The sequence below is a fragment of the Pantoea sp. X-Soil-OKNW-713 genome, assembly GCF_059730685.1.
Genome location: NZ_AP035998.1, coordinates 182,587 through 195,058 on the forward strand (window position 1 = coordinate 182,587; position 12,472 = coordinate 195,058).

The window sequence follows — 12,472 nt, forward strand, 5'->3', positions numbered from 1 at the left end:
AGTCTTATGTTGATAAGTAGCACCACATTCCAACACTTAAATTAGCCAGCAATATTTACGGCTAAGCACATCCCCCATACATAAGATGAATTAATAAACCACAGTAACTTTATGCCTACCCGTGACAGCTGACAGATTTCTGCAATCCCGTGAATTGAAGGAAAAAAAGCCGCCACTCTCAGCTATCACTCGCCACACTTTCATGATAATTGTATTGAATAAGATTAATCTTAATTAATATAAAAAATATTCAATAATCAGGGTGAATGATGATGCGTTACGTTGAAAGGCTGCAACGGGCAGTGGGCTGGGTATTCACTTTTCTCATACTTTTCATATCCACGCTCACCTCCGCTTTTGCGCTCTCCACCGGTTGTACCGCACTCAACGCGCTGTCCGGTTCAACGTCACTGAATTACATCACAAATGCTTATCCTGCATCAGAGTTTGATGCTGGCGATACGCTATCGGTTTCCGTCACCGATAGCGGTGGTGCATATAATGGAGACCCATCTTCCTCCGATAGTTTTGGTATGACTGATTACGAAGAAACCTCATTCCAGAACTACTATGCCTCATCGTCAATCAGCAACTCTGCGCATACCGTGACGTTGAGTTACTTGGCGGGAACCCTCTCAACCGATGGTGTTCGTATCAGACTGACCTCGTCACATGGTCAATTCAGCAATTTTGTTGTTACCTGCTCCGGTACGGCAGCAACTCCGTCCAGCGATGCAACATTGAGCAGCCTGTCACTTTCGGATGGTAGACTTTCTCCCTCCTTCAGTGCCGGTACAACCAGCTATAGCGCATCCGTAGCCAACAGTGTCTCCACTATCACCGTTACCCCGACCACCACCGATTCCAATGCAACGGTCACGGTGAATGGCACCACAGTGACATCAGGTTCTGCTTCTGCCGCCATCAGTCTGACAGCAGGTGCATCAACCGCCATTGCCATCGTTGTTACGGCCGAGGACGCCACAACCAAATCCTATACGCTGAATGTGACGCGAGCGGAAGCTGCTGTAGTGGCAAACAACAGTACCGCCACTGTCGCGGCGAACAGCACAGATAATGTGATAACCCTCTCCACCAGTGGTGGCACAGCAACCTCTGTATCCGTTGCTTCGGCACCCGCACATGGCACAGCCACCGCGTCGGGAACCAGCATTACTTACACTCCGACCGCGGGATATTCTGGCAGCGACAGTTTCAGCTGGAACGCGACCAACAGCGCGGGAACATCGGCTAATGCCAGCGTGGACCTGACAGTCACGGCACCCACATTCACGTTCTCCCCTGCGGCCGGTGCGCTTCCCGCCGCCACGACAGACAGCGCATGGTCCCAGACATTAACGGCCACGGGCGGTACTGCCCCCTACAGCTGGAGCGCGACGGGATTGCCAACAGGGTTAACACTTAACAGCAGTACCGGTGTTATTTCTGGCACGCCGACTCAGACAGGAAGCTTCAGCATCCAGGTCACAGCAACGGACAGTAACAGTGCCAGCAGCACGGTTAACTACACTCTGAATGTCACCGCAGGTGGCACTGCGCCGGTTGCAAACGATGTCACAGCATCGGTGGATTCAGGCAGTAGCGACAACAGCATCACTCTGGCAATCGCCGGTGCAGTCACCAGCCTGCAAATTGTCCGTCAGGCCAGTCACGGCACGGCACTGGTTGCAGGCACCAGCATCCGCTACACCCCAGTAAGTGGCTATTCCGGTAGCGACAGTTTCACCTACAGTGCAACCAACACATACGGTACCTCCCAGGAAGCAACGGTATCGCTGACGGTGACGGCCACCAGCCTGACAATGTCACCTGCCAGCGGCACATTGCCGACTGCAACGGCGGGAACCGCATACAGTCAGACCTTCAGCGTTTCAGGCGGCACGGCCCCTTACAGCTGGCAACTGAACGGGTCATTGCCTGAGGGACTGACTTTTGCGAATGGCGAGCTAAAAGGCACCCCAACTGCTGCGGGCAACGCTTCTTTTACCCTCATCGCAACTGACGCGAACGCGGCAACCGTGCAGTCAGCCTATACGCTGACCGTTAACGCCGCTGTCCCTGTGGCTGCTGATCACAGCGCCTCGTTGTATGCCGGACAGTCAGTGAAGGTAAATCTGGTTGAGGGTGCCACCGGCGGGCCTTTCACCGGTGCGCGTTTGCTCGATCAACCACAAAGCAGCCTCGGTACAGCGACTATCCAGTCCTCGGGGGCAACGTATCAGCTACTGTTTACCGCTGCGGCTCAGGCGAGCGGTACCGTTGCACTTCGCTATGAACTGAGCAGCGCATCAGGCACTGCCCAGCCAGCAACCGTCACCCTGACCATTGCCGACCGGCCCAATCCGGCCAGCAATGCTGACGTGATTGGCCTGATCAGCGCACAGGTACAGGCAGCGCAGAACTTTGCCAAAGCACAGATCCGCAACTTTAACGATCGTCTGGAGCAGCTTCACAGCGGTGCCAGTCTCCCTTCCGGGCACAATGGCATCCATTTCTCCATGCCGACCAGTCGCTCCGAACGAGATACCGATAAAGACCTGTGGGCCAGCGCCTGGCAGCAACAGCGCCACTATCAGGATGACCGCGCACAACCGCAACCGCCAGCCACGCCTTTCGCCCGTCAGAGTGAGGACAGCCGCCTGTCATGGTGGACCGGTGGTTACATCGATTTTGGCAGTGATAAAGACGATGCCGTGCGTTTCAGCCATACCCTGGTGGGTATTACCACCGGCAGCGACTATCGGTTCACGCCATCCTTTACCGCAGGCATGGGGATTGGCTTTGGCCGCGACGTTAGCGACATAGGCGACTCCGGTTCTCGGCAAAACGGACGCTCAATCAGCTCCGCCCTGTATGGCAGCTGGCACCCGGATGCGTTCTTTATTGATGGGTTGCTGGGTTATAGCAGTCTTGAGTTCGACAGCAAACGTTATGTGAGTGAGTCAGATGCATTTGCGCGTGGCAGCCGCTCCGGCCGTCAGTTTTTCAGTTCGCTGACATCAGGTTACGAGTTCCGTACTGCCAGCAGCCTCATCTCACCCTATGCGCGCATTCAGTATTACCGTACCTGGCTTGATGGCTATGCCGAATCAGATGCTGGTGTATTCAACCTCGCCTACGCACCTCAGACGCTTGCACAGGTCGTGACGGGAGCCGGTCTGCGCGGCGAACACAGCGTGCCGACCCGTTGGGGCTTTGTGAAACTTCAGAGTCGTCTTGAGTATGCCAAACTGATGAATGACAACGGCAAAGCGCGCGTAGGCTATGCGGATGTGGGTAACGATACCTGGAGCATGTCGCTCTATCAGCAGAGCACCCAGACGCTGGCTCTGGGTTTCGGCATTGATTTTCTGCTCCCGCACGATATCACGCCAGGCATCGCCTACCAGGGCACGCTCGGACTGGATGAGCAGCAGACACGTTCACAGATGATTATGGTGCGTGTGAATATCGGTTTCTGATATGGGTCACTCTGCCCCCTGAGATGCCTGTCTAAGGCAATCAGGGGGATTCTCCAGCTAAACCAGAATGTGCATTATTCGCTATTAACTTCTGCTACCCAGATCATGATCCTGCTTATTTCCGCTGACCAGCCGGGTTAACTCTTCACAACGAATAATCCGATCCGCTTCCAGGGTAAATCGTGCCATCACCTCTATTTCACTTTTTGTTTCATCGCATTTTTCCACCTTCACGCGATGGTGAGTGAACACCGTATCTCTTTCAGCTACAACGCTTAACAGCACCACCTCCATTCGCTTCGTCAGCGTTTTTAGCAATGCCATATGGCTGACAAAGCCCGGATAATCCAGGCATTTTCCGTCAACCTGCTGTTGATAGCTTGCGGCGAAATACGCGGCGATCATTTTCTCATCATGGCGTGGATTGCTCACAATCTCCTGCAACGCATGAATGACGAGCTGACTTTGCTTATTCATATCCTGTCCTGCTTGATTAACACGGTTGTACCGACGCAGATTACCGGAAGCGCTGCGCGGTACAGTATCCGTAACAGGACAATAAATACCGATAACTGGCCATAACGTTCAGCCCAGGTCAGCCCCTCATTTTTTCTGCTCTGATTACGCCTGCCACGCTATCCAGATTAAGGTGCTGACCAAAATGCTCATCGATTTCAGTTTGGGCCGCAGAAACAAAAAAGGCCGCCTTGCGGCGACCTCTTCCGGCACGTCCCTGTACGACCATCCGTTATTTGTACAGTTCTGCGGTCATGTGAACACGGTTATTGGTGTTCGCTTCGGTGATTTTGTACTGTGCACCCTGCTGTGCGGCCTGTGCAGCGATTTTCGCTTCTGCACCGTCCAGCGTTGAAGAGGTAACAGAGATGCTTTGCGCGAAGCTGGCTGCTGACATCAGGGAAAGAGCGGCTACAGCGGCGATTGACAGTGCTTTGATAGTTTTCATGGTCTTAATCCTTAATTTGTTTGTTTGGAAGGCTGTGTGCCTTCGATGAAAGTAATAATAACCATAGTTATCGTTTCATGATTGATAATTAGTGCGATAACTGTGATCGTGCTAATTATTACCTTATTTAGTCAGTTCAGCTGACAGGTAAGCACCGTTGTCTACGCGTGCGCCGGTGATTTTGTATGACGCACCTGCCTGTTTGGCCTGCGCTGCGATTTTGGCTTCTGCGCCATCCAGGGTAGAAGCGGAAGCAGTGATGCTCTGCGCAAAGCTACCGAAAGAAACCAGTGACAGGGCGGCAACTGCAACGAAAGTTTTGATAGATTTCATGGTCATTTCCTCAGAAGTTTGTTTAATCGGTGAGGCGTTGTGCCTCGATGTGAGAGAGAATAGACCTGACGGCGGGGGAGTAAAAGCTGAGGGATTTGCTGAAATAATTCAAAAAAATTGAATGAAAGTTGTACTGCCTTATTTCCCGGTCAGCAGATAGCTAACCGGGCGGTGATCGAGGTTAATTCTTTAAACGGCCGGAATAAGATTTCAGTTGTTCAACAGGGAGCGATACGCTGTCTGCCATCAATGTTTTGACGTATCTCCTTGCTTGTTAACATTATCTCCCGCGAACTCAGTCTGAACGATCTTGCAAAGCGGTCGATATTGCAGATCAGACGACCTCTTTTTCTTTAACGTTTTGCCTTTCTTTCCTGTAGGCCAGTAGATAAATAGATCAGCAATCAACTCAAGTAAGTCTCTCATACTTTCCTCACTTATCTTTCTTCCAGAACATCCCCACAATTTAATCCGTTATTGCGTTCTTCTGCCAGCTTCAAATGATGCGAGCTCTGAAGAACATCGGTTTTCCTCACCACGAGATCGGAGGACGGCGATGGTGTGAAGAATAAAAAATTAATTAAACTCGGAATGGTTTCATTTATTTAAACACCCCTGAATTCCTGTTGTTATTCCTGTGAAAATACCCACCACAACGCGGTTACCGCCCCCTGAACCACGGACTGGAATTATCCTCAAACCTAAGTAATAATCCCTGCCCAGCTAACTGGTCGCTAAGGCTAAACACACAATTTCATTGTGTAATCAGGTAATTTTCTACTCCCGGGACTCAATTGAATGGCAGACAAAAGCAAGGAGCTTGCTGCGCTGTACCTTATTGAACACAAACGGCTGGAACGTCAGATTCGTCGTCGTGTTGGGTGCGGCAATACGGCCATGGATTTGGTGCAGGATATCTTCCTGCGCCTGTGGGAAAAAGCCGAATGGTGGAAAGGCGATTCCGCTGCCTATCTGAGTCGCTGTGCTCGTAATGCTGCTATCGACCACCTGCGTACCGAGAAAACGAAAGAGAGTTACCTCCAGAACGCAGCAACCGGGCAGGATGAGGAACAATCCGCATCGCCGCATGAGATCGTCGCCGCACAGGAAAATATCCGCCACCTTGATAAGATATTGGCGTCGTTACCGCAAAAAACGCGGCATATTTTCCTGCTTAACCGGGTTCACGGACGCAGCTTCTCAGAGATCGCTGCGGTGATGGGCATAAGCTCCCGCGCAGTGGCGAAACATATGGCCCGCGCGGTGGCCGCTTGTGAAGATCAATCGGTTAGTGGAGTGAAAGATGCCGAATAACCCTGCCCCACAGCATGCCGATATTCGGGCAGAAGCGCGTCGCTGGTTCCTGGTGATGCAAGATAACCCCTCACGTTTCCAGCGAGCAGCCTGTGAAAAATGGAGGCGCAGCCACCCTGCACACGAAGAGGCCTGGAACGCCATTGAGTCAGTGTGGCAGGACACCGCTGCACCAGGCCTGCAACTTGCGGAACAAGAGGCTGACGTCCTGGCGGGATATCTGGCGGCGATGGACCACAATCGTGACCGACAACAGCGCAGACGTCGCTTCGCGTCGGCTGGCGCAGTTTGCATACTGCTGCTGATGGTGGCAGGCGTATGGCTACAGAACCCCTCGTGGATTGAGAATCTTTCTGCCGATCATGTTTCAGTGCGGGGAGAACGCAGCAGCGTGCTTCTGGCCGATGGTTCAAAAGTATTACTGGATGCTGACAGCGCGATCAGCGTGGCTATGTCAGCAGAAACACGCCGCGTTCACTTGCTACGCGGTGGTGCCTATTTTGATGTTACCCCGTCAAAGACCCCGTTTATTGTAGAGACATCAGCGGGGAATGTTCGCGTGTTAGGCACGCAATTCGACGTGCGACTACAACATGATAATGCCGTGGTCACGCTGGCTCGTGGTAGCGTCGCGGTACGCAGCAACGAACAATCAACCCCCACGATTATTAAACCCGGACAACAGGTTACCTTCAGTCGCAACGGTGTGGATGTGCCTGCTCAAACCAATATTGCCGATGCCATGGCATGGCACAGTGGCCGCTATATTTTCTATCGTGCCCGTTTGGCTGACGTAGTGAGTGAGATTGAACGCTATCGTCATGGGCGAGTGATCATTCCCTCTGCTGAGCTGGCCGAGGAGCGCGTCACCGGGAGCTTTTCTCTGACTGATACCGATAAAGCGCTGGACTCACTTCAGGCCAGTGTTGGCTTCAGCATGCGTAAGGTGTCTGAATATCTCGTGATAATCTCGAAATAAATATCATTAATTAACAATATGTTATGAATTTTTTCCTGAAAAAATTCATCTTCAGGTTCAGTGGTACGCATTCTCGTTCGTGATACCAGAGATAGTGAAAATGATAATTAATATTGTTTTCGTTTACCTCGGGGTGTCAGTACAGAGAAAAAGGCGTGTCATGAACAATAAAAAACTCCCTTCCGCAGGCTACGCGTTAGCATCCGCATTGCTGTTATCTGCGGGAGGAACGACGACTGTGGCAGCAGCAGTCCAGCAACCACAAACACAGCAATACAGCTTCAATCTCCCGGCTAAACCGGTTACCCAGTCGGTTAATGAAATTGGCCGCATCGCAGGCCTTTCCGTGGCATTCCGCGAAGACCAGGCGATTCAGATCACCGGCCAGCCAGTACGGGGCAAAATGACCGTGGATCAGGCGCTGAGCACCCTTCTGAGTGGTACGGACCTGGGATATCGCTTCAGTAACCACAACACCGTTCAAATTTATGTTCTGCCAAAGGACACCACCAGCGACAGCACCATCGTGGTAGAAGCGACTGATGATGGCACGCTCGGTCCGGTGCACGGTTATGTCGCCAGTAACAGCACCGCCGCCACAAAATCCAACACACCGTTGATGAAAACCCCGCAGTCGATCAGTGTGATCACCCATCAGCAGGCGGAAGCCCAGGGGGCGCAAAGCCTGAGTCAGGCGCTGCGTTATTCGGCAGGGGTCGCGGCGGAAGTCAGGGGATCAGCATCACGCTACGATATCCCCTACATCCGAGGTTTTGGCTCACCGACCGACAGTAACCAGTATCTGGATGGCTTGCGATTACTGCGCGGTGGTGGCTATGCCATCCCGCAAATTGAAACCTATGGCATTGAGCGCATTGAATTTCTCAAGGGCCCCTCTTCCACACTCTACGGTGGCGTTAACCCCGGCGGATTAATCAACGCGGTTTCCAAAGCGCCATCCAGTCGATCTCAAAATTCGGTGGAGATGCTCTACGGAAGCCACCAACATATGCAACTGGGCGTGGATTCAACCGGGCCGCTGACCGACGATAATACCCTTCTCTACCGCGTTGTAGCGCTGGGTAAGAAATCAAATACACAAGTCGTTAATACCAAAGAAGAACGCTTATACGTTGCCCCATCGCTGACCTGGATCCCGGATGTGGATACTTCTTTTACGCTGAACATGAGTTATCAGCGTGATCCTGAAGGCGGGTACTACGGGATTTTACCGACGGTGGGTAGCCTGTGGTCGAGTCCGGCGGGACAGATTCCGCGTAACTTTAATGACGGCGATCCTGATTTCGATGAATTCAGCCGAACGCAGACGGCCGTGGGCTATCAGTTCGAACACCGCTTCAACGATACCTGGACCGTACGCCATAAGATTCGCTACCTCGATCTGACCACTGTCACCAAAAGTCTGGGGACATCCTCTCTCGCGGCGGATGGCCATACGATTTCCCGCTACGCACTTGCGACCGATGAAACATTGCGTGGTGTGGCATCTGATCTGCAACTCCAGGCAGAATTTGATACCGGGCGTCTTTCCCATACCGCGGTTGCCGGCTTCGACTATCAGGAATCCTCCTGGACGCAGATCCGCGATTATGGTTCAGCTCCGTCAATTGATTATTTGAACCCGGTTTACGGTGTTGCAAGCAACCTGACGCTGTCGCGGATTACCAATCAGAAACAGAACATCACTCAGTCAGGACTCTATTTGCAGGATCAGATTGATATTGATAACTGGACCCTGGTGACCGGTGGACGCTACGACTACGCCCGTACCCGAACAAATAACTATCTGGCCAGTTCACGCAGTGTTCAGGATGATGACGCTTTCAGCGGCAAAGTCGGCGTCATTTATAATTTTGATAACGGTATCGCGCCCTACGTCAGCTACTCGACATCCTTTTTGCCCGTCACTGGCAGTGACAGCAACGGAACCGCGTTCAAACCAACCACTGCACAGCAACGTGAGGTGGGTTTGAAGTACAAACCCACCTATTTTGATGCGTTATTTACCCTTGCCTGGTTCGACATCACGCAGAAGGATGTGGTGACCTACGCCAACGCCTACACCTCCTATCAGACTGGCGAACAACGCTCCCGCGGCCTTGAGTTTGAAAGCAAAATGGCGGTAACAGATAACCTCAATGTCACCGGTGCTTTCACCTATACCCACGCTAAAGTGGAAAAAGGCCTCGGAGCCGATGTAGGGGATCGCCCGATCGGTATCCCGGATTATTCGGCGTCATTATGGGCTGACTATACCTTCCGTCATGGCCTGCTGAAAGGCGTGACCATTGGCAGTGGCGGCCGTTATGTAGGTAAAACGGTAGGCGGCTACTCTCCGAATGTCTACACAGCTAACGCCAGACGACTGGATGTACCCGGCTACACCCTGTTTGATGCCGCCCTCAGCTATGACTTTGGCCTGCGATCCCCGATGCTGGCTGGATTGAGCACCCGTCTCAGCGTCAATAATGTCTTTGATAAACAGTATGTCACCTGCCTTGCCAACAACTTCTGTAATTACGGCAACGAGCGGGTGGTCAATCTGTCTGTGAACTATCGCTGGTGACATGGATGAACGTAATTATGCAGCCAGGAGATGCAGGATCATCTGACGACAGCGGACAACTCGCGGTGCTGTTAGCTATCGGTGCACTCTACATCGGTTTCGGCATGACGGTTGGGCTAATCCAGGGAGGGTTACCCACTATGATGCGCGCTCAGGGAATGAGTCTTGGGGCGGTAGGTTGGCTGTACGCTCTCTACCTGCCACTCGGTGTGGCGTTCCTGTGGTCACCGGTGATTGACCGCTGGCATCCACCCTTTTTGGCATCAGAGCTGGCATGGATTGTACCCATGCAGTTGGTCTCGGCATTGATTGTGGCAGCGGCTGCTTTTATGGCAGACGCGGCACTGAGCACAATGTTTCTGTTGGGTTTATTGCTCGCGTTCGCTATGGCGACGATGGATATCGCCCTTGACGCGCTGGCGGTCGAACGTATCAGTGCTGCCTGGCGATCGCGGGCCGCCGCCTGCAAACTGGGCGCACTCTCCATCGGCGCGATGATTGGTGGAGGGGCTTTTGTCGCGTTATTCCATCACCTTGGCTGGACCATTCTCTTTTTATGTTATGCCGCCGGTTTGCTCCTGCTGATGATCCCCATGCTGTTTTTGAGCAAGGCGCAAGCATTTCACGGAGTGAATCGCACCCGATCAAACCACCGCGCGAGTTTACAAAATCTGTTGCGCAATCACCGGCAGCGCAGGCGGCTGATTTTGTTGACGCTGACCTGCTGTGTGATTTTCCCGCTTGCGGCGCTCAACCGACTGATGTTGGTCGATCTTAAAGTACCGATGGAATTAATCGGAGGCATAGTCGGCACACTTGGGCCGGTAAGCATGCTCATTACCGCATGGATATCGGCCCCTCTGATGCGCCACTGCGGATTACCGCGAACGATTAGGGGGTTTACCGGCCTGGGAGTACTGGCTCTGGCTGCCATGACATTGGGCTACACCCTGGTTAAACCCTGGCTGGCTATTTCTGGCACTGTGGCGATCGGCGCTGCGGTGAGCGGAATTTTCGTTGCTCTGAGTGCCAGTATCCTCGGCTGGTCACGCGGTGAACAACCGGCAACAGACTATGCCACTTTTTATGGCGTTGGCCGTTTCGCCAGCACGCTGGCTACCGTTGCCGTCTCACAAATGGTCGCGGTGATTAACTGGCCGCTGTTTTATGGTTGCGGAGCACTGGCGCTGCTGTTGGTCGTTGGATCACTGCGTACCTCTCTGGAAGAAAAGGATTGAATTATGAACCCAAAAAACGCTTACCACGGTGCACCACCGGACGATGAGATCTTTGATATTAGTGAGTGGCCGATCGTCTTCATTCGTTTCCCACAGCTCGATATGCCGGACAGAACCAATCGCCTGCTTAATGGACTGAGCGGTTTACTTGCGCAGCAGCAACGCCTGGTTTTTGTCTGGATCCCTGCGTTGCATGGCCATGAAAGGGAGCCTCATGAGGACGAGAAACAGTCTTCCCGGTGGATGAAACAATATAAAAATGAGATAGCTAACTACTGTGCAGGCTACATTTACCTGACTGATAATCCAGCCGTTCGCGCCAGCCTGAGCGAAATGTTTCCCAAGTTAAGGAAAATGATGCCTTTCCCGAAAACACTCGCCGACGACCGTGCAGACGCCATTGCAAAAGCACATGAGTACCTGGCCTTGCCACCGGGTAATACGTTGTAATTCTTTCGCCGCAGATTCGCTCTGTGGCGAAAGGCATTAAAAGCACGAGTTAGTGTAGACGCGATAAATCACGTCGCTACGGAGATCGCAAAATGAGTTTTTGAGTAAATGAGTTTATGAGTTAGACCAGCGCGAATGCTGCATCCGCTGGTCGTCATGGTTATATCCTGCTCCAGGTTTGGGTATGGCGCCGCTCGCCAAGCTCACTCCCGGTTTCAATCAGCCTGTGGGCATTCGGTGATAGCTGTCCACTGCGCCAGAGATAATGAATTTCGGTATACCCTACCTCACCGAGCGAATGGCTGCGTACATGCTGATGTCCTGGCAAGGTTTGTAATACGGAACGCAACACCCAGGCCGCCCCCATCCCTGCTGTCACGCAAGCCAGCATCGTATGGTATGACTCAATTTCCGTCACCGGCAGATGGCTGATGCGCGCTTCTGCCAGCCATCGATCCATGCGGAAGCGAAACGAGCAATCATGGCGAAATCCATAGAGTTCGGCACACTGGAGATCCGATGGCTTTCTGACCGCAGGATGATTGAGTTCCGTGATCAGCAACATTTCGTCGACAAAGGCCAGTCGGCTTTCAAGGGCCTTTGACTGTACCGGGCCATCAGTCAGGGCAATGTCGAGTGTCCCATCTGCCACATGTTGCACCAAAACCTCCGAGGCTTCGTGCCGGATGTCGAGGCCAATACCGCTGTATCGTTTACGGAAGGTGCCAATCAATGCCGGCATAAAATCGACCAGAACCACATCCAGCGCGCCAATCACCAGTTTTCCTCCCAGATCCTCTTCTCGCATCAACAGACGGGTGCTGTCGGTGAGGTCCAGAATACGTTGCGCGTGGTCCAGCAGTAGCCGCCCGTTCTGCGAGAGGGACATCCCCTGGCGATCGCGCAGAAAGAGTTCGCAGCCTAAATCCTGTTCAAGCTGCTGGATGCGTACCGTGATGCCTGAAGGAACGCGGTTTAACACCCGAGCTGCGCCTGAAATCGATCCGGTCTGCGCTACTGCACAGAAGGCCCTGAGTTGAGAAAGGTGCATGCGGCATTCTCATTTAATGAATGATGGGTTCTATTAATTTCATTTTTCAGAATGCTGGTCAAATCCTATATTGC

Annotated in this window: 10 protein-coding genes; 6 read left to right on the forward strand and 4 right to left on the reverse strand. The window is 52.7% G+C overall.

What is annotated here, in order from left to right; all coding sequences use genetic code 11:
* Positions 1 to 269: 269 nt before the first annotated feature.
* Complete coding sequence (locus AC6I8R_RS25805) at positions 270 to 3,482, forward strand: autotransporter family protein (protein WP_497833260.1); 3,213 nt, start codon at positions 270 to 272, stop codon at positions 3,480 to 3,482.
* A gap of 84 nt (positions 3,483 to 3,566) precedes the next feature.
* On the opposite strand, the gene AC6I8R_RS25810 is transcribed toward AC6I8R_RS25805, so the two are convergent.
* The 3 genes from AC6I8R_RS25810 to AC6I8R_RS25820 all read right to left on the reverse strand — a co-directional run bounded on the left by AC6I8R_RS25810 (position 3,567) and on the right by AC6I8R_RS25820 (position 4,779).
* Entirely contained in the window at positions 3,567 to 3,959 is a 393-nt protein-coding gene (locus tag AC6I8R_RS25810; protein ID WP_497833261.1) for a nuclear transport factor 2 family protein, read from the reverse strand.
* Between the two features lie 271 nt (positions 3,960 to 4,230).
* Positions 4,231 to 4,446 (reverse strand): YdgH/BhsA/McbA-like domain containing protein, encoded by a 216-nt coding sequence (locus AC6I8R_RS25815; protein ID WP_013508022.1) that lies wholly within the window; start codon positions 4,444 to 4,446, stop codon positions 4,231 to 4,233.
* A gap of 123 nt (positions 4,447 to 4,569) precedes the next feature.
* A complete protein-coding gene (locus AC6I8R_RS25820; protein WP_013508023.1) occupies positions 4,570 to 4,779 on the reverse strand; it encodes a YdgH/BhsA/McbA-like domain containing protein in 210 nt (69 codons plus the stop codon).
* Positions 4,780 to 5,577: 798 nt separating this feature from the next.
* Here AC6I8R_RS25820 and AC6I8R_RS25825 point away from each other — a divergent pair.
* The 5 genes from AC6I8R_RS25825 (at position 5,578) to AC6I8R_RS25845 (ending at position 11,347) form a co-directional block, all read left to right on the forward strand.
* Entirely contained in the window at positions 5,578 to 6,093 is a 516-nt protein-coding gene (locus tag AC6I8R_RS25825) for an RNA polymerase sigma factor (protein WP_497833262.1), read from the forward strand.
* The gene (locus AC6I8R_RS25830) at positions 6,083 to 7,072 is read left to right on the forward strand and encodes a FecR family protein (RefSeq protein WP_497833263.1); all 990 of its coding nucleotides are present in this window, start codon (positions 6,083 to 6,085) and stop codon (positions 7,070 to 7,072) included. The genes AC6I8R_RS25825 and AC6I8R_RS25830 overlap by 11 nt, the downstream gene beginning before the upstream one ends.
* A 238-nt stretch (positions 7,073 to 7,310) precedes the next feature.
* The gene (locus AC6I8R_RS25835; RefSeq protein ID WP_497833264.1) at positions 7,311 to 9,659 is read left to right on the forward strand and encodes a TonB-dependent siderophore receptor; all 2,349 of its coding nucleotides are present in this window, start codon (positions 7,311 to 7,313) and stop codon (positions 9,657 to 9,659) included.
* Between the two features lie 5 nt (positions 9,660 to 9,664).
* Complete coding sequence (locus AC6I8R_RS25840) at positions 9,665 to 10,897, forward strand: MFS transporter (protein WP_497833265.1); 1,233 nt, start codon at positions 9,665 to 9,667, stop codon at positions 10,895 to 10,897.
* Between the two features lie 3 nt (positions 10,898 to 10,900).
* The gene (locus AC6I8R_RS25845; RefSeq protein ID WP_021186217.1) at positions 10,901 to 11,347 is read left to right on the forward strand and encodes a hypothetical protein; all 447 of its coding nucleotides are present in this window, start codon (positions 10,901 to 10,903) and stop codon (positions 11,345 to 11,347) included.
* 160 nt (positions 11,348 to 11,507) lie between these two features.
* On the opposite strand, the gene AC6I8R_RS25850 is transcribed toward AC6I8R_RS25845, so the two are convergent.
* Entirely contained in the window at positions 11,508 to 12,398 is an 891-nt protein-coding gene (locus tag AC6I8R_RS25850) for a LysR family transcriptional regulator (RefSeq protein WP_497833266.1), read from the reverse strand.
* Positions 12,399 to 12,472: the final 74 nt, after the last annotated feature.

Coding starts and splice junctions, on each gene's coding strand:
- AC6I8R_RS25805 (WP_497833260.1), top strand. CDS start 270: ATGATGCGTTACGTTGAAAGGCTGCAACGGGCAGTGGGCTGGGTATTC.
- AC6I8R_RS25810 (WP_497833261.1), bottom strand. CDS start 3,959: ATGAATAAGCAAAGTCAGCTCGTCATTCATGCGTTGCAGGAGATTGTG.
- AC6I8R_RS25815 (WP_013508022.1), bottom strand. CDS start 4,446: ATGAAAACTATCAAAGCACTGTCAATCGCCGCTGTAGCCGCTCTTTCC.
- AC6I8R_RS25820 (WP_013508023.1), bottom strand. CDS start 4,779: ATGAAATCTATCAAAACTTTCGTTGCAGTTGCCGCCCTGTCACTGGTT.
- AC6I8R_RS25825 (WP_497833262.1), top strand. CDS start 5,578: ATGGCAGACAAAAGCAAGGAGCTTGCTGCGCTGTACCTTATTGAACAC.
- AC6I8R_RS25830 (WP_497833263.1), top strand. CDS start 6,083: ATGCCGAATAACCCTGCCCCACAGCATGCCGATATTCGGGCAGAAGCG.
- AC6I8R_RS25840 (WP_497833265.1), top strand. CDS start 9,665: ATGAACGTAATTATGCAGCCAGGAGATGCAGGATCATCTGACGACAGC.
- AC6I8R_RS25845 (WP_021186217.1), top strand. CDS start 10,901: ATGAACCCAAAAAACGCTTACCACGGTGCACCACCGGACGATGAGATC.
- AC6I8R_RS25850 (WP_497833266.1), bottom strand. CDS start 12,398: ATGCACCTTTCTCAACTCAGGGCCTTCTGTGCAGTAGCGCAGACCGGA.